The sequence below is a fragment of the Sphingobacterium sp. HSC-15S19 genome (assembly GCF_050433745.1).
GTDB classification, from domain to species: domain Bacteria; phylum Bacteroidota; class Bacteroidia; order Sphingobacteriales; family Sphingobacteriaceae; genus Sphingobacterium; species Sphingobacterium siyangense.
Genome location: NZ_JBNPWQ010000005.1, coordinates 201,742 through 220,404, shown reverse-complemented (window position 1 = coordinate 220,404; position 18,663 = coordinate 201,742). Strand labels below are relative to the sequence as shown.

Sequence of the window (18,663 nt, the reverse complement as noted above, 5' to 3'; positions counted from 1 at the left end):
TCTCAGGCCGCCTATAAAAGGAAAAAAGGGACAGCTAAAGATCTTCGCAGATTGAAAAATAGGGGTCAATATCGAAATGATGAAAAAAGCTATGCTTGTACCACAGAAATCCAATCCTAAAATTTATTTAGGACACATATGATTTTACATATATCTTTTTCCCCAGGTACCATCGAAACACAATACCTACAGAAAAGTAAACGATAAACTCATTCTAACATGAATCGAAAAAATTATAGAAAGCAAATTACCATAGGAGTGATAATTTCTTTTTCGCTTATCTTCCTTTCAGCCCTATATTTTTTCATATCGCTGCATCATAATTTAAATAACGAGCGAAGTATTGTTCGTGTTGCCGAAAATAGATTCAATATTATTAATGAAATCAAATCAAGTGTAGACGAAGTAAATGACATCAAACTTGATTACCTGAATAAGAAAGACGCTTCACTATTTATTCCTTATAAAATGGAATTTAAAAAAATGGACGAACTGTTGCGATCTTTAAGTTTGAAAGATGATTTCTATCATGTTCAGCCAAACAGCACTGAAAACATCCGCAAAGATATCGTTGCATTTTACGACTTTGAGCAGGATATCGATCACACAAAGGAAACTCAATCCATATCACATAATATTCACGAGCGAAAGGCCTCGATATTAAATCAGATCGATCTCATGTCGAGAGATCTATTAGACCAACGGGCAAGACTCTTAGAAAAATCTAGAAATGAACTGCAACTGGCCCAGTACATTACTTACCTTTTCATCGCCATTGGCTTAAGTGGGTTCTTCTATATTCTCGCTAAAATTTCCTCGATCTCTAGATTTCTGAGGTCTACAGTGAAAAGTCAACAAGAATCCAATAAAAGTCTCCAACTATTGCAAGAACAGACCAATGGTGATAACTGGATTTTGAATGCGATTAATGGCATTGACGAACAATTACGCGGTGACTATACAGACAAGAAAATTGCCGAAATAAGCCTACATGCTATTGCTTCCACGACAAAAGCATTAGGTGGGACGATTTACATTTTCGATGATAACTATCAGGAGTATCAGCTTTGCCACAAAATTGGTATTTCCTCCACACAGTATATCAAACGAACGTTTAAGGAAAACGATGGTATTTTGGGCGAAGTCGCAAACAATCATGAAGTCGTTAAAATAAAAGACGTCGACCACAAGCATCTTATCTTAGAAACCTCGTTATCCGATCGTTTAGAAGCCGAGATCTATATTGTACCCTTCTCTTATGAAAACCATTGTGTCGGTATCATGGAAATTTGTTGCCCCATTACCAATGAGAAAGACGAGCAACTACGATTTAACTTCCTGGATAAAGCAAAAGATAACATTGCCGTTATCATCAAAGTAGCCCAAACTCATGGGAAGCTTGCCGATCTTTATGAGGAACTTCAACAACAAACCGAGGAATTAGAGACGCAACAGGAAGAATTGAGAACAACAAATGAGGAGTTAATCCATAAGACCCATTTGTTGGAGGCTTCTGAGGAAGAGCTTAGAGTACAGCAGGAAGAACTTATCCAAACCAATAATGAGCTTGACGAGAAGGCCAAATTGCTCTTTGCCCAAAATGAAGATCTGGAAAAAGCCCGTCAGGCCATAGCCCAGAAAATAGAGGAAGTAGAGCTGTCCAGCAAATATAAATCTGAATTTATGGCCAATATGAGCCATGAATTGCGGACACCACTTAATAGTATACTCATTCTTGCCAAATTACTTCAGGATAACAAAAAGAAAAACCTAAGTGAGGACCAAATAAAGTATGCTTCTGTTATTCACAGTGCTGGTTCAGATCTCCTACATTTAATTAACGAATTGTTGGATCTGGCAAAAATTGAATCGGGCAAAGTTGACGTCCAAAAGGAATGTATCAACACAAACTACCTTGTCAATTATATTAAAGATTTTTTCAGTGATACCGCAGCTTCGAAAAATATTCACTTCTTGCTCGATGTCAATGTAAATGCACCGCAGGAATTCATTGGTGATGAACATCGTATACAACAAGTCCTAAAGAATTTATTATCGAATGCGTTCAAGTTTACAGGTGAAAAAGGCGAAGTTTCTTTAGCGATAGAAGCTGAAGCAGAAAATCTTCTTTTTACGGTTAAAGATAGCGGTATTGGCATTGCTCCTGAAAAACAAGAGCTAATCTTTGATGCTTTTAAACAGGAAGATGGCTCAACGAGTCGTAAATATGGTGGAACTGGTTTAGGCTTATCGATATGCCGCGAAATTGCTAGCTTATTAAAAGGGAAAATAAACTTATCCAGTAAGGTTGGTGAAGGTAGTATCTTTACCTTCAGTATCCCGCTAGAACAGGAGATTCAAATTTCAGTCCCGAAAGTAACATCGATCGAAAAAGAAAGTAATCCGCCGCCACAAATTCCAAAGAAAAATCCTATAGTCGAAAAAACGAAGTCGATCGACAAGGATGGAAAACACAATAAACTGCTGATTATTGAGGATGATTTTATTTTTGCAGATATTCTAAAAGACTACGCCGAACAAAATGGCTACGATGTATACATCAGCTATGATGGGCAAGATGGTTTACAAAAGGCACAGAATTTACGACCTGCCGCAATTATCTTAGATATCATGTTGCCTAAAATGGATGGTTGGGAAGTTCTTCGTAACCTCAAAAAAATTGACAGCACCAAGGAGATCCCCGTGCACATGATGTCGGCAGGAACATTTTTACATGATGAACCTATTTCTGCCGGAGCCATCGGATTTATGGCTAAACCTGTGTCAGAAGAATCTTTGGCTGAAACATTCTTAAAAATAAAAGCATCGACTAGTCATCCATTGAAAAAAATTCTGCTGGTGGAAGATCAGGAAATCCAAAGCGATTTTATCAAACAATCTTTAGAAGAACAGCATATTCAGATATTTCAGGCCTTCAATGCAAAACAAGCCCTCGATCTATTAGATCAAGAGAAATTGTTTGACTGCATCATTATGGACCTGAATCTCCCTGACAAATCAGGCATTGAACTCCTGAATGAAATCAAATCGAACAATCAATTTAAGGATTTACCCATTATCATCAATACGGCAATGGAACTCACTACAGAGCAGACTTCCGAAATTTTGCATCATAGCCAGGCGATGGTCCTTAAATCGGCTAAATCAAATAATCGCCTGATTGATGAAGTTAATTTATTCCTAAATAAAATTCGCAGTGATAAGCACGAATACACGATGTTCAATCACTCAGGAGCCTCTGTAATTGCGGAAAACAATTTAGCTTCCAAAACAGTATTACTCGCAGATGACGATATGCGGAATATTTTCGCCCTGAGCACTGCATTTGAAAGCTATGATATGAACATTGAAATTGCCAACAATGGTCAGGAAGCTTTAGATATTCTTGAACGGAATAAACAGATTGACCTTGTTTTAATGGATATCATGATGCCCGTTATGGATGGTTATGAGGCTATTGAAAAAATAAGGGCAAACAAGAAATTTGCAAACCTTCCTATTATTGCTGTGACAGCGAAAGCAATGAAAGGGGATAGAGAAAAAACAATTGCTGTTGGAGCAAACGATTATATTAGTAAACCGGTTGATGTTGACAAATTAATATCTCTGATGCGCGTATGGCTGAGTTAACCGATAAAATAGTAGCAATGATAAGTTTTGAAGAGTTGGAAGAAGTTATTGATATAGTCAAAAATCTCCACGGCTATGATGTGTCCGGCTATACAAGAGCTTCCTTAAAAAGACGTGTGACTAGAATAATGGAACTTAACAAGCTCAATCTACAGGAGCTAAAGTCCAATTTGATTAATCAGCCCGGATTCAGCACCTATTTCCTACAGGAAATTACAGTCAATGTAACTGAAATGTTTAGGGATCCTGATTTTTATAAAGCTGTAAAAACGGATGTATTTCCCTATCTCGCTACTTATCCACATATAAAACTCTGGAGCGCAGGCTGTTCTACTGGCGAAGAAGTTTATTCGCTGGCCATATTGTTAGAAGAAGCAAATCTTTACCAACGTGCATTTATTTATGGTACCGACATTAACGGCAAAGTGTTAGAAAAGGCAAAACGCGGTATCTATTCGCTCGCGAAAGTTAAAGAATACTCGGAAAATTTTATTAAAACAGAACCAAAAAACTCACTGTCGGATTATTATACAGCGATGTACAACGCAGCTACCATTAATAATAGTCTGAAAAAAAATGTCCTTTTTTCCATGCATAGCTTGGTGTCCGATGGCGTTTTTAATGAATTTCAACTGATTACCTGCCGTAATGTATTGATCTATTTTGATACTGAACTGCAAAATAAAGTCCTGGATTTATTCTATCATTCACTATGCCATCTGGGCTTCTTATGTTTGGGAGCGAAAGAATCTTTAATCAACTATAAAGACGCTGCTAAATTTAAGGTCGTAAACAAAAAACAGAATATTTACCAAAAAATTGGTTAGTAGGTGATGGAAAGGAAAATTCTTTTGTTAGCGGGGTCTGCCGGTGGGTTTAGTGTCATTCTAAATATATTAAAGTCATTGGAACGACCAATCCGCATACCCGTTATTGTCATTGTACACAGAAACCCTAAATATGCTTCTAGTATTGAGGACACGCTTTCCAAAGCGCTTGTTCAAAAAATAAAAACTGCAGATGATAAGGAACCGATAGAAGATGGGACTATTTATTTTGCCCCTGCTGGCTATCATCTTTTAGTTGAACCAGACTATAGCTTTTCTTTGGATATCTCGGAACCTGTTCAATACTCAAGACCATCAATTGATGTAACTTTCGAATCTGTAGCCGAAATATATAAAGAAAATTGTACCGCTATCTTATTCTCTGGAGCGAATCAGGACGGTGCACAGGGATTATTAATGATAAAACGATACGGCGGGACGACTTTTGTACAAGACCCTACGACGGCTGAAGTTCCCATCATGCCCGAAGCAGCTATTCAACTCGATGCACAGGAACGCATTTTGAGCATTCAAGAAATAAAAGATTACATCAAGCAATTGACTTAAAATTGTATTTAGATTTGCTATAATGAAGAAGATAAATATATTGATTGTCGATGATAAAATTGAAAATATTATCAGTCTTACAGCACTGCTGGAGGATATCGAAAATATAAATATAGTGACGAGCACGGATCCCAACGAGGCTTTAAAAATCTGTTGGAAAGAGGATATTGACTTAGCGCTCGTTGACGTACAGATGCCAGAAATCAATGGTTTTGAATTTGTTTCCTTCCTAAAGAAGAATCCGAAAACAAACCATATTATCCCCATTATGGTAACAGCGATTTCAAAAGAAGACAAATACCTCATTCAGGGACTTAATAGCGGAGCTGTGGATTATCTATATAAACCACTGAACCCGGAAGCGACCATCGCAAAAGTAAAATCTTTTGTTCAGCAATTACTGATACAGCAGGAAATTAAAGAGAAAAACATTGCCTTAGAAGAATCAAAACAGGCCATTCTCAAAGCTAAAGAAGAGGCAGATCTTGCCAGAAAGTCGAAAGAAACCTTTTTAGCCAATATGAGCCATGAGATTCGTACGCCTATTAATGGTATTATGGGCATTACACAGATGTTAAAGAACTCCCAGCTCACTTTAGAGCAAGAAAACTGGATCAATAAACTGGACTCTGCCTCTCAAAATCTGTTGACTATTATCAACGACATATTAGACCTATCGAAAGTCGACTCAGGTATGATGAAACTTAACATGGAGTCGACATCAGTGCACGATATTACAGATGATCTAAACAACCTCTTTATTGATAAAGCCAACTACAAAGGGTTGAATTTTTCAATTGATGTAGACGATCGGATCACAAGTTATTTTCTGACAGATCCACTACGGTTGAAACAAATATTGACCAACTTTATCTCCAATAGTTTCAAATTCACCTCGGAAGGTTCTGTTGTATTAAAAATTCAGCTTCTAACAGAGGATAACCATAGCATCTGTTTACGGTTTCAGGTTATAGACACAGGAATCGGCATTGTAGAAGACGCCCTGGAAAAAATATTTATTGCGTTTGAACAGGGAGAAGATAGTATCACCAAAAAATTTGGCGGTACAGGATTGGGCCTCGCAATTGTAAAACGTATTGCTGCGCTGCTCAACGGTCGGGTTTTTGCATCGAGTGAATATGGTAAAGGAAGTATATTTTCCTTTGAATGTACTTTCGACAAAATCAAAGACAAACCCGTAGAAAAAGAAACGCAGATACTCTATACGGAATTGCCCAAGTTCAACTTTCCGATGATCCTGATTGCTGAAGACAATGAATTAAACAGTTTTATGCTGGCAAATATCCTGAAGAGCTGGAATTGCGAAATCACTTTGGCAACCAATGGCCTCATTGCATTAGAGGAAATCAATAAGAAAAAAATTGATTTGGTGTTTATGGATGCCCATATGCCGCTCATGAGTGGTTTTGAAGCGATCAAGGAAATACGTCGAAACACGAATCCGACAATCGCAAACATGCCGATTATTTCCATTTCAGCCTCTGTGCTCCAAGCCGAACAACAGGAAGCGCTCGATGCCGGAGCCAATGAAGTTGTCGGAAAGCCATTCGATCCTATCAAATTATATAAAACAATTGATACTTTATTGTCAAAATTGAAATGATAGTTTCAATTTATCAATGAAATCATTAATTTTAGAACATAATCAAGATGTTTTGATGTTATTTCTCATGAACGTGTATCCAGAAAGGAATTACGTTCGTCATAACTTCATCACTAAACCGCTAAAGGCTGCGGAAATGCCTACAATAAATAAAAGATAAACAAACAATCATTCAAATGAAAAAACTTTTTATGATACCAGCAGTTGCAGTTGCTTTATCAATTGCATCTTGTGGTGGAAACAGTGACAAGTCTGAAAAATCAACTAGTACAGAAGCGACAACTTCAACAGAAAGCCAAGCAACAGAAACAGTGCCTGGAATTGAAAACGTGGCTATTTCCAACAGCTTATCTTTAGAAGGTAACGATCAAATGAAATATAATAAGGATCTATTCCGTGTAAAAGCGGGTGAGCCAGTAGAATTATCTTTCAAAAATGCAGGTACTATGCCAAAAGAGTCCATGGGACATAACGTAGTTATCCTAAAACCAGGTGTTGACCTTCCAACTTTTGGTGCTGAGGCTGCTGCAGCTGCGGCAGACGAATATATTCCAAAATCAGCTTTATCTTCAATTGTTTCCCACACAAAATTATTGGGACCTGGGGAAACTGATAAAATCACTTTTACACTTGAAAAAGGAGTTTATACGTTTATTTGTAGCTTCCCTGGTCACTATGGTGTCATGCAAGGAAAAATTGTTGCAGAATAACGAATAAGTAAAAAAGGATATTCAAAATATGAATATCCTTTTTTCAATTTTATCCCCCCACTAGCACCGATTCATTGTTCCCCGAGGTGCATAATTTCCATTCTTTTATCAAAAAAATGTAAAGTAAGGATCTTTGGTCACAAATCGTAAGTTTTGATTTCCTATCCCATTAATAATCATTAAATTTGTGGTACAAAAAAATAAAACGTAATCAATGCAATACGACGTAATTGTAATCGGAAGTGGTCCAGGCGGATATGTAGGAGCTATCCGTTGTGCCCAATTAGGATTAAAAACAGCTGTTATTGAAAAATATAGCACATTTGGTGGTACTTGTCTTAACGTTGGATGTATTCCTTCAAAAGCGCTTTTAGATTCTTCGGAGCATTACCACAATGCTGCGCACAATTTTGATGCATTTGGCATCAGCTTGAAAGATCTGAAAGTAGACATGGCAAAGATGATTGCTCGTAAAGACGATGTCATTGCCCAAAATACTGCTGGTATTACCTTCTTATTTAAGAAGAATAAAATTGACAGTTTTCAGGGTGTGGGTTCATTTGTGGACAAAAACACCATCAAAATAACGAAAGCAGATGGTTCTACAGAGCAGATCACTGGTAAAAATGTAATTATCGCAACGGGATCGAAACCGACTTCATTGCCTTTCCTACCTGTTGATAAAAAAAGAATCATTACCTCAACCGAAGCACTTAACCTAAAAGAGATTCCAAAACACCTTATTGTCATTGGTGGTGGTGTTATAGGTTTGGAACTAGGTTCAGTTTATGCTCGTTTGGGTTCAAAAGTTTCTGTTGTTGAATTTGCAAAATCTATCATCGGTACAATGGATGGTGGCTTAGGAAAAGAACTACAACGTGTTTTGAAAAAATCATTGGGCATGGAGTTCTATTTAGGTCATAAAGTAACTGGAGCTTCCGCGAAAGGTAAAGTTGTAAAAGTAACTGCTGAAGATCCAAAAGGACAAGAAGTCACTTTAGAAGGCGACTATTGTATCGTAGCCGTTGGTCGTACCGCATATTCTGAAGGCTTAGGATTAGAAAATATCGGCATCACAGTAGAAGAAAGAGGTAAGAAAATCCCTGTTAATGCCCATCTGGAAACAGCTGTACAAGGTGTATTTGCAATTGGTGATGTGATCACTGGAGCAATGTTGGCACACAAAGCTGAGGACGAAGGTGTATATGTTGCAGAATATATTGCAGGTCAAAAACCACATATTGATTATAATTTGATTCCAGGTGTTGTTTATACTTGGCCTGAAGTTGCTTCTGTTGGAAAGACTGAAGAGCAACTTAAAGAGGCAGGTGTAAAATACAAAGCTGGATCATTCTCTTTCAAAGCTTCTGGTCGTGCAAAAGCATCTGGTGACACGGATGGTTTTGTAAAAGTACTGGCAGACGCGACAACTGACGAAGTATTAGGTGTACATATGATTGGTCCTCGTGCAGCAGATATGATTGGTGAGGCAACCGTAGCTATGGAATACCGTGCATCTGCAGAGGATATCGCACGTATTTGCCATGCACACCCAACCTATACTGAAGCAATCAAAGAGGCGGCGCTAGCAGCTACAGCAAACAGAGCAATACACGCTTAGGCGATAAATATCGGATACTCAAGGGGAAAAGGAAACTTTTCCCCTTTGTCATAAATACCTATACACGATGAATTTTTATACAAGAAAATGGGTCAAACCCGAAGACCTAAATCCCAATGGAACATTATTTGGAGGAACACTACTGCGATGGATTGATGAAGAAGCAGTCATCTATGCTATCGTTCAATTAGGAAATCCCAAAGTGGTTACGAAATTTATTTCAGAAATAAACTTTGTAAGCTCAGCCAAGCAAGGCGATATTCTCGAACTGGGTATTGAAGCGATCAATTTTGGAACAACATCTTTAACGATGCGCTGCGAGGTACGCAATAAAATATCCAGGAAAACAATTCTATCGATCGATAAATTGGTCTTTGTAAACTTGGATGACGATGGTAATCCAGCTCCTCATGGAAAAGATAGCATTACCTATGCGTATATGGGGATTGAAAAGACAGGTAGAGATGATTAAACATCTCCCCTGTCTTTATTAATTTGGTATCTCCCCCCTACCTAACCCTTTGCAAAAATTCATGCATTTGTATTTTTTAAACAAACTATGATTTCTGTCTCTTTCCTTCAATTTCTTTTTTAAGATCCAATTCCACCCAAAAGCCAAAAATAGGGATCAAAGAAGCCAAGAAATATTTCACCGCCTTTAATATAGGCCACTTGTATTCTACAGTTGACATGATCAGCATAACGACGAAGATAACGACAAAGAAGCCATGAATGGAACCAGCTATTTTGACTGCTTCGGGGATTCCCGCGAAATATTTCAACGGCATGGCAATAAAAAACAAGCAAATGGTGGAGATTGCTTCCCACAGGGCGATCTGTCTGAATATTCTTAACATAATGATAAACTGTGTATTGTGAACTTCAAAAATAAGACTCTAAAAACGCTTTAACTATTATTTTTCCCCCTTTGACCAGGATGTGACATTCAGCTAGAAACAGCGACAGTGTTTTATCAGAAACCGCCAATTTTACAATAAATAGTTCATATTCATCAGAAAAAATGCGTACTTTTGAATGAATATATGCTTCACAGATTTTGTCATTTGAAGCTATAACACTCAACTACAGAATATTTATTTATATGAATTACGACATCATTGTAATCGGTAGTGGTCCAGGCGGGTATGTTGCTGCCATTAGAGCCGCTCAGTTAGGGTTCAAAACAGCGATTATTGAACGCGAATCATTAGGCGGAATCTGTCTAAACTGGGGCTGTATCCCTACAAAAGCATTATTGAAAAGTGCTCAGGTATTTGAATATTTAAACCATGCCGCTGATTACGGCATCAATGTTCAAGGTGGTGAGGCTGATTTTGACGCTATTGTCAAAAGAAGTCGCGGGGTTGCTGAAGGAATGAGTAAAGGTATTCAGTTCTTGATGAAAAAGAATAAAATCGACGTCATCAATGGAACTGCAAAAATTAAAAAAGGTGGTAAAATCGATGTGAAAGGAGCAGACGGTTCTACTAAAGAATATTCGGCAAAACATACCATCCTAGCGACTGGTGCACGTTCACGTGAATTGCCTAATTTACCTCAAGATGGTAAAAAAATCATCGGCTACCGTCAAGCAATGACACTTCCTAAACAACCAAAATCTTTAGTTGTTGTTGGCTCAGGTGCTATCGGTGTTGAGTTTGCTTATTTCTATAATGCAATCGGAACAAAAGTAACTATCGTAGAATTTATGGATAGAATCGTTCCTGTTGAAGATGAAGAAATTTCAAAACAATTAGAGAAAAGCTTAAAGAAACAAGGTATCACCATCTTAACGAAATCTGAAGTTCAATCCGTTGACACAACAGGTGAGTTGAGCAAAGTTTCTATCAAAACAGAAAAAGGTATTGAAGTTATCGAAGCAGAGATTGTATTATCGGCTGTTGGTATCGCTCCAAATATCGAAAATATCGGCTTGGAAGAGGTTGGTGTAAAAACTGATCGCGGCCGTGTTGTTGTAGATGATTTCTACAAAACAAACATCGAAGGTGTATATGCGATCGGTGACATTGTTAAAGGCCAAGCCTTGGCTCACGTTGCCTCAGCAGAAGGGATCACTTGTGTTGAAAAAATCAAAGGTCTACATGTTGAGCCTATTGACTACAATAATATCCCTGGCTGTACATATTGTTCCCCAGAAATTGCTTCTGTAGGTTATACCGAAAAAGCGGCAAAAGAAGCCGGCTATGAAATTAAAGTTGGTAAATTCCCATTCTCAGCTTCAGGAAAAGCTTCAGCTGCTGGTGCGAAAGATGGCTTTGTTAAAGTTATCTTTGATGCTAAATATGGTGAGTTCCTAGGCGCACACCTTATCGGAGCCAATGTTACAGAAATGATTGCAGAAGTTGTTGTTGCCCGCAAACTGGAAACAACAGGTCATGAAATGATTAAAACGATCCATCCTCACCCAACAATGAGTGAAGCGATTATGGAAGCTTGTGCTGATGCTTACGGTGAAGTGATCCACTTGTAGTATTAAAACAACTAAAACTAAAAAGGGGAAAATCTAACGATTTTCCCCTTTTTAGTTTTATGATCGAATGGTTAATAGCGATTACATAACCAATCGCGACTTAAAGACGATCTGTTGATCGATAATTTCGGTGTTGTCAATGCGTTCAAATAAAATTTCAGCGGCTTTACGCGCTTGCATTCCCGGAAATTGCTCTATGCGTCCCATTGGCGGATTTTCCATATATTGCCATAACGGATAGTTGGCATAACTAATAAAGAAAATATCTTGATTTAAGACAAGCCCCTTCTGTCTGGCCGCTTTCATCAAATCAAGTGTAACAAAGTCATTAAAAGATATAATTGCAGAAGGTCGCTCAGACATCGCAAATATACTATCCATAGCCTTTTCATTTCCTTCCGTACTCAGGTCTGTTTCGATGATATTCTTTTCTAGAATATCCATACCATTCCTTTTCATGGCGGATAGATAAGCTACTTTTCGATCTTCACTAGCCGGCAAGGTTTTCGGCCCATTTACAAGGGCAATAATTTTATGTCCACGCGCTACGAAAGCATCCACAGCTTCGTTCATACCCGTAGAAAGATCGCTTTGTACTTTATTGATATTGGGTAAACTAGGCACACAGTCAAAGAAGACAATCGGGATACCAGACGCTTCCAATTTCTCAATGAATTCTAAATTGGTCGTCTTTTTACCTATAGACATCAAAATCCCATCGACACGATGGTTTTTAAATGTTTTTAAGATCTGTTCTTCACGCTCGGGGTCATCCAGTGATTGTCCCATCAGCACAGTATATCGGTGTTCTGATGCAACATTTTCAATTTCACTAATGGCGAAAGAAAAAAACGGTTCAGACAAACTCGGTAAGATAACAGCAATCGTAAATGTTTTACGCTGCTTGAAGAATATAGCCGTTTGATTGGGTTCATAATTCAATTCTTCGGCCATTTTTTTTACGCGCATTGTTGTCACCAATCCAATACTAGGATGATCATTCAATGCTCTAGAAACTGTCGAAGGACTGATTTTCAGCTTCTTGGCAATTTCTTTAATCGTGGCAGGCTTGTTCACTTTATTCATAAATCCAAGGGCTTTATATAAAAATAGGGCTTTTATATCCCTAATCATAATTTTTTCTCAACAATATCGACGACGACTTTAATAACAATTATTGTTGGTAGATTCAACAAAGATACTGACTGTAAACTTAGTCTACAAATTGAATTGCGGTCGTGTCCACCGTAAACTCATTTGCGAGGAACTCCAATGGATCAATTCCCCTAAAAACAAGTTCATCCTTAAAGTAAACTTTTACAGCATCCCCATATTCACCCCAATCCACAAATTTGACTTTATTGAGTTGTTCTAGCGGATTTCCTTTCGTCAAAATACAAACATGTTTATCTGCGGCTTTTAACTGCCTAAACAGCGTATTAATATGATCAAACAAATGTAACCGTAGTGGCAAAATTGCATTGACATGAAGCCGCTCAAAATTCTCCTTATATTTTTGATCAAATCCAAAGGTTTGCTGCGCATGTTCGAACAATAAATTCTCACCTTGATGCTCGAGGTGATTTTTCATAAATTGAACCAAATCTGCTTGAGCCGGAACAGTCTCTGTAAATTCTATAAAATTAGCAAAAAGATAATATACTTGAAGTAAGTAATCCTTTTTAGGAAAAACAACATCATCTAATTCAAAAACATATACCTTTTTTTCTTCTGGGAACATCATGATATGTAAAAGCTTAAAATTAAGGGCTGTGTCAACAGGGTTAAAACCTTAATGACACTAACCACAAAAATAAGATTCTATTTGGATACACAGATTAATGCTAAATCCTCCCCGGAATCCGAAGCAACAAACAATCCATCCAGTGATCTTTCGAAAGTCGCTGAGTCCAATAAATCGTTGCCCTTTGACAGAAGTCTATAAGGCAAATCAGCTGGCGGATTTTCCATAACAGGAATAGTTTCAAGCAGATCTTTATCGGGGACAAGAACTGAAATCTGATATTCCTCAAATAAAACTTTGGCTGCAGCCAATGGTTCCAGCTCAAAACCACCTAAAGGCAGCACATAATCAACCTGTTGGTCTAAACTTAATTTGAGTATCTCATGTGCAAAAGTAGGAAGAAGACCTTTTGGAATTTTGGCATATTTCCCTGACGCTAAAAGCAATTCGGGAATGTCTTCTGAACTTGCATATAATATTTCGAAATCAGCCCCAAGTCTTTTAGCGATACGCATCGCCAAAGGTCTAGTCCCGAAAGTTATGAGTATTTTCTTCATTAAAAATATAGTTATAATCCGGATTACTGTTACACGACTAACCCATCGCGCATATGTATCGTTCGGTCCGAAATTCGGGCAAGTTCCTCATTATGGGTAACGATAATAAATGTCTGCTGAAATTTATGTCTAAGATCAAAAAACAACTGATGCAAAGCTGCTGCATTCTCTGAGTCAAGATTACCCGAAGGTTCATCTGCCAAAATAATGGAAGGATCATTGATCAGAGCACGAGCCACAGAAACACGTTGTTGTTCTCCGCCAGACATTTCAGCAGGCTTGTGATCAACACGATGAGAAACCCCTAATAGTTCAAGCAATTCTCTTGCTTTAGCTTCCGCCTCGGACCTCCCCTTTCCTTGAATAAAAGCTGGAATACACACGTTTTCCAAGGCTGTAAATTCAGGCAGCAAATGGTGAAATTGAAAAACAAAACCAATATGTTCATTTCGGAAAGCACTGAGCTTTTTAGCATTCAATTTTTGAACATCAACACCATTGATGAAAACCGCTCCCTGATCAGGCTTATCCAAGGTACCAATGATGTGCAACAGTGTACTTTTACCAGCTCCTGAAGCACCAACAATACTGACGATTTCCCCTTTTTCAACAGCGATATCAACACCTTTCAAAATTGGTAATGACCCATAAGCTTTGTGAATTCCTTTGGCATGTAACATCATAGGACAAAGATAAATAAATTTACGATACCACGAGTTTGAATAAATAAGCTGTTATTTCTCTATTCCAGCCATTTTATTTTGTCTAAATGTCAAAAAATAGATAAAAGAGCAACTTATCCCTTGTCTTATCCCCCAAAAAATTATATTTTTACGCCAAATATTTTTGCAAATGAACATTCACGAATATCAAGGAAAGCAAATACTAAAGAGCTTTGGTGTGCGCGTACAGGAAGGTATCGTAGCAGATACTCCAGAGCAAGCTGTGGAAGCGGCCAAAAAAATGAAAGAAGACTACAATTCTGATTGGGTTGTTGTTAAAGCTCAAATTCACGCTGGTGGCCGTGGTAAAGGTGGTGGTGTCAAGTTAGCTAAGAACTTAGATGAAGTCAAACAAAGAGCAACTGACATCATTGGCATGCAATTGGTAACGCCTCAAACTGGACCTGAAGGTAAAAAAGTAAACAAAGTTTTGGTAGCTCAAGACGTTTATTATCCTGGCGAGAGCGAAACAAAAGAATTCTACATGTCTGTATTATTAGACCGTGCTAAGGGACGTAACATCGTTATGTACTCTACAGAAGGTGGTATGGACATCGAAGAAGTTGCAGAAAAAACACCACACTTGATTTTCAAAGAAGAAATCGATCCAAAAGTAGGCTTACAAGGATTCCAAGCACGTAAAATTGCTTTTAATCTTGGTCTTTCTGGTGCTGCACACAAAGAAATGGTGAAATTTGTTGCCGCTCTTTACAAAGCATACGATTCTACAGACTCTTCTATGTTTGAGATCAATCCGGTATTAAAAACTTCAGACGACAAGATCTTAGCAGTTGATGCGAAAGTAAATCTTGATGAGAACGCTTTGTACCGTCACCCAGATTACGCTGCTATGCGTGACGTAACTGAGGAAGATCCAACGGAAGTTGAAGCTGGTGAATCAAACCTAAACTACGTTAAATTAGATGGTAACGTAGGTTGTATGGTAAATGGTGCTGGTTTAGCAATGGCTACAATGGATATCATCAAATTAGCTGGTGGTGAACCTGCAAATTTCTTGGACGTAGGTGGTACTGCAAATGCTGAAACTGTAAAAGCTGGTTTCAATATCATTTTAAAAGACCCTAACGTAAAAGCGATCTTAATTAATATCTTCGGTGGTATTGTTCGTTGTGACCGTGTTGCTCAAGGTGTAATTGATGCTTACAGCGAAATCGGTAACATCCCTGTTCCAATCATCGTTCGCCTTCAAGGTACGAATGCTGAAGAAGCGAAAAAATTAATTGATGAGTCCGGTTTACAAGTTTATTCTGCAATCTTATTGAAAGAAGCTGCTGAATTGGTAACGAAAGTATTGAAAGGTTAATTCCTTTAATCATCATAACAAAAAACGCGGACTAGTTATAGTCCGCGTTTTTTGTTTCTACTCTTCCTATCGTTCGCCACACAGACAAAAAGTTCTCTTAGCAAACCTATATTCCGTAGCAAAACGAGCTGTGTGCCATTTCCCAATCTTGGAGTTTTCACCTGTCTTTATTTCAACATATATTTTCCTTGTGCAGGTTAACGAACCATCTTTAAGTGAATTAAATCAACATTTATAACCAATAAACCAACAGAATAGCTTATTTTTGTATTGCTTTTTTAACAAAGCATCTTTTACAAGTCAATCTCCAAAAATTAAGATGGAACACACAAGAATAAAGGAACTATTGAATGCCACAGAATTTGGCAAAGAGGTCGTTGTTAAAGGTTGGGTAAGAACTTTCCGCAACAATCAGTTTATAGCAATCAATGACGGTTCGTCAATCAATAATATTCAAGCAGTTGTCGATTTTGAAAATACACCTGAAGATATCTTAAAACGTATCACCACTGGAGCCGCAGTTCGCGTAAAAGGTCAATTGATAGAATCACTGGGTAAAGGGCAAAAAGTTGAGGTTAAAGCTACTGAAGTTAGTATTATTGGCGACTCTGACCCCGAAAAATATCCATTACAACCCAAAAAGCATAGCTTAGAATTTTTACGTGAAATTGCACATTTGCGTTTCCGTACCGGAACATTCAATGCGGTATTCAAAGTGCGTAATGCTTTAGCATTTGCGGTACACAAGTTTTTTCAGGAAAACGACTTTGTCTACATGCATACACCAATCATCACAGGTTCGGATGCGGAAGGTGCTGGAGAAATGTTTCAGGTTACAACCCTGGATTTAAAAAACCCGCCACGCAAAGAAAATGGAGATATCGATTTCAAAGAAGACTTCTTTGGAAAACCGACGAACCTTACTGTATCGGGCCAATTGGAAGGTGAGCTTGGTGCCATGGCATTTGGAAACATCTATACGTTCGGTCCGACATTTAGAGCGGAAAACTCAAATACAACACGTCACTTAGCCGAATTTTGGATGATCGAACCTGAAATGGCTTTCTATGAATTAGAGGACAATATGGACTTGGCCGAAGCTTTGCTGAAATATGTGATTAAATATGCTTTGGAAACCTGTCCAGAAGAAATTGAGTTCTTAACCAATCGTTTGTTGGAAGAAGAGAAATCTAAGCCTGCTGCAGAACGTTCAGAATTAAATCTTGTTGAGAAATTAAACTTCGTATTAACAAACGATTTTGAACGCGTTACCTATACCGATGCCGTTGAAATATTAAAGCGTAGCAAACCAAACCAAAAGAAACAATTCAAATATTTAATTGATGATTGGGGTGCTGATTTACAATCGGAACACGAACGCTACTTGGTTGAAAAACACTTCAAGAAACCTGTTATCTTAACAGACTATCCGCGCGAAATCAAGTCCTTCTATATGAAGCAAAATGAGCCGGATGCGCAAGGAAGAAACACCGTACGTGCCATGGATATTCTTTTCCCAGGTATTGGTGAAATGGTCGGTGGTTCGCAGCGTGAAGAAAATCTTGATCGCTTACTCGATCGCATGGCTGAAGTTGGTATTCCTGCAGAAGAAATGGAGTGGTTCTTGGATACACGCCGTTTTGGATCGGTACCGCATTCAGGATTTGGCGTAGGTTTTGAACGCCTCGTTTTATTCACGACAGGAATGACCAATATTCGCGACGTCATTCCATTCCCACGTACGCCGAAAAACGCAGAATTTTAATATAAAGAACAACAGCCAAAACAAAATATTTTGGCTGTTGTTCTTTTAGATATAGCGTATCTGAATGCAGATAATAACCATTGCCCTATTGACATCCTACAACAGCGGCTAAGATTAAACCTAATTCAGGTACTTAACAAAAATAGAAAATGCTTATTAAGATATATAACGACAATCCTAACCCTAAGGCAATAGAACAGGCGGTTGATATTCTACGGCGTGGAGGTGTAATCATCTACCCTACTGATACCGTATATGGTATCGGCTGTGATATCACGCAACAAAAAGCCATAGAACGAGTATGTGAAATTAGAGGTCTAAAACCAGAAAAGGCCAATCTATCATTTATATGCTATGATTTAACAGATATTTCGCAATACACAAAATCCTTCGATACCTCCGTATTCCGTGTATTAAAAAAAGCCTTGCCTGGACCTTTTACCTTTATTTTTAACGCAACAACTAAAGTCCCTAAGCTACTAAGTTCCAAAAAGAAGACTGTGGGTATACGTGTGCCAGACAATAATATTGTTCGTGAAATTGTCAAACAATTAGGCAACCCTATTGTGACAACCTCCATTCACGATGAAGATGAAATTATTGAATATTCTACTGATCCCGAATTAATTCATGAAAAATACGAAGATCTAGTTGATGCTGTTATTGATGGCGGTTATGGCGATAATGTCGCATCTACCGTGGTCGATCTTACAGAAGGAACTTTTGATGTTATTCGTGAAGGAAAAGGTGATTTGGAGCAATTCCTATAAAATCAACTTTCAATAGATACTCCCCTTATTAACTATTTGCAAAATTCCCAACAACAGCATTGTTGGTAATTTGTGTATAAACTACCCCCATCAACATACTTATCAACAAAACAGGCTACTTATTAACACAAGAAATGTTAATAAGTAGCCTGCCGACCTATATACATTAACATAAAATGTGCATAAGTACTCCTTTATCAACACTTAATTGTTAATAACGCAAACCAAAAGGATTCAAAAAAACAACAAAATGTGCAAAACTAAGGGGTTATACACATAAAAATGTGCAT

General features: G+C 37.9%; 16 protein-coding genes. 11 read left to right on the top strand and 5 right to left on the bottom strand.

Annotation, left to right across the window (positions count from 1 at the left end; translation table 11 throughout):
- Window positions 1-219 precede the first annotated feature (219 nt).
- The 7 genes from L1283_RS06120 (at window position 220) to L1283_RS06090 (ending at window position 9,472) form a co-directional block, all read left to right on the top strand.
- Window positions 220-3,651, top strand: a complete 3,432-nt coding sequence (locus L1283_RS06120) for a response regulator (protein ID WP_429625952.1) — start codon at window positions 220-222, stop codon at window positions 3,649-3,651.
- Window positions 3,639-4,478: a CheR family methyltransferase gene (locus L1283_RS06115; RefSeq protein ID WP_232475681.1), complete on the top strand. Its 840-nt coding sequence runs from the start codon at window positions 3,639-3,641 to the stop codon at window positions 4,476-4,478. The genes L1283_RS06120 and L1283_RS06115 overlap by 13 nt, the downstream gene beginning before the upstream one ends.
- A 6-nt stretch (window positions 4,479-4,484) precedes the next feature.
- Window positions 4,485-5,045: a chemotaxis protein CheB gene (locus tag L1283_RS06110; protein ID WP_198386032.1), complete on the top strand. Its 561-nt coding sequence runs from the start codon at window positions 4,485-4,487 to the stop codon at window positions 5,043-5,045.
- Between the two features lie 22 nt (window positions 5,046-5,067).
- Window positions 5,068-6,669 (top strand): response regulator, encoded by a 1,602-nt coding sequence (locus tag L1283_RS06105; protein WP_145327822.1) that lies wholly within the window; start codon window positions 5,068-5,070, stop codon window positions 6,667-6,669.
- Between the two features lie 176 nt (window positions 6,670-6,845).
- Complete coding sequence (locus L1283_RS06100) at window positions 6,846-7,379, top strand: plastocyanin/azurin family copper-binding protein (RefSeq protein ID WP_075991088.1); 534 nt, start codon at window positions 6,846-6,848, stop codon at window positions 7,377-7,379.
- A gap of 214 nt (window positions 7,380-7,593) precedes the next feature.
- Complete coding sequence (gene lpdA / locus L1283_RS06095) at window positions 7,594-9,000, top strand: dihydrolipoyl dehydrogenase (RefSeq protein WP_075991087.1); 1,407 nt, start codon at window positions 7,594-7,596, stop codon at window positions 8,998-9,000.
- Between the two features lie 67 nt (window positions 9,001-9,067).
- On the top strand, window positions 9,068-9,472 hold the full coding sequence (locus L1283_RS06090; protein ID WP_088160268.1) for an acyl-CoA thioesterase: 405 nt from the start codon (window positions 9,068-9,070) through the stop codon (window positions 9,470-9,472).
- Window positions 9,473-9,557: 85 nt separating this feature from the next.
- Here the strand turns inward: L1283_RS06090 and L1283_RS06085 are convergent, their stop codons facing one another.
- Window positions 9,558-9,857, bottom strand: a complete 300-nt coding sequence (locus L1283_RS06085) for a DUF3817 domain-containing protein (RefSeq protein ID WP_046674086.1) — start codon at window positions 9,855-9,857, stop codon at window positions 9,558-9,560.
- Between the two features lie 245 nt (window positions 9,858-10,102).
- Between L1283_RS06085 and lpdA (L1283_RS06080) the strand changes: the two genes are divergently transcribed.
- A complete protein-coding gene (lpdA, locus tag L1283_RS06080; RefSeq protein ID WP_070560650.1) occupies window positions 10,103-11,491 on the top strand; it encodes a dihydrolipoyl dehydrogenase in 1,389 nt (462 codons plus the stop codon).
- A gap of 81 nt (window positions 11,492-11,572) precedes the next feature.
- Here the strand turns inward: lpdA (L1283_RS06080) and L1283_RS06075 are convergent, their stop codons facing one another.
- The 4 genes from L1283_RS06075 to L1283_RS06060 form a co-directional block, all read right to left on the bottom strand.
- Window positions 11,573-12,577, bottom strand: coding sequence for a LacI family DNA-binding transcriptional regulator (locus L1283_RS06075; protein ID WP_145327823.1), 1,005 nt, complete (start codon window positions 12,575-12,577; stop codon window positions 11,573-11,575).
- Window positions 12,578-12,704: 127 nt separating this feature from the next.
- Entirely contained in the window at window positions 12,705-13,235 is a 531-nt protein-coding gene (locus L1283_RS06070; protein ID WP_145327824.1) for an HAD family hydrolase, read from the bottom strand.
- Window positions 13,236-13,312: 77 nt separating this feature from the next.
- Window positions 13,313-13,792, bottom strand: a complete 480-nt coding sequence (locus tag L1283_RS06065; RefSeq protein WP_145327825.1) for a hypothetical protein — start codon at window positions 13,790-13,792, stop codon at window positions 13,313-13,315.
- Between the two features lie 29 nt (window positions 13,793-13,821).
- Window positions 13,822-14,472, bottom strand: coding sequence for an ABC transporter ATP-binding protein (locus tag L1283_RS06060; protein WP_429625954.1), 651 nt, complete (start codon window positions 14,470-14,472; stop codon window positions 13,822-13,824).
- Window positions 14,473-14,644: 172 nt separating this feature from the next.
- Between L1283_RS06060 and sucC the strand changes: the two genes are divergently transcribed.
- The 3 genes from sucC (at window position 14,645) to L1283_RS06045 (ending at window position 18,373) form a co-directional block, all read left to right on the top strand.
- Window positions 14,645-15,838, top strand: coding sequence for an ADP-forming succinate--CoA ligase subunit beta (sucC, locus tag L1283_RS06055; protein WP_046674091.1), 1,194 nt, complete (start codon window positions 14,645-14,647; stop codon window positions 15,836-15,838).
- Window positions 15,839-16,157: 319 nt separating this feature from the next.
- Entirely contained in the window at window positions 16,158-17,603 is a 1,446-nt protein-coding gene (gene asnS / locus L1283_RS06050) for an asparagine--tRNA ligase (RefSeq protein ID WP_088160265.1), read from the top strand.
- Window positions 17,604-17,752: 149 nt separating this feature from the next.
- A complete protein-coding gene (locus L1283_RS06045) occupies window positions 17,753-18,373 on the top strand; it encodes an L-threonylcarbamoyladenylate synthase (protein ID WP_120333498.1) in 621 nt (206 codons plus the stop codon).
- Window positions 18,374-18,663 lie beyond the last annotated feature (290 nt).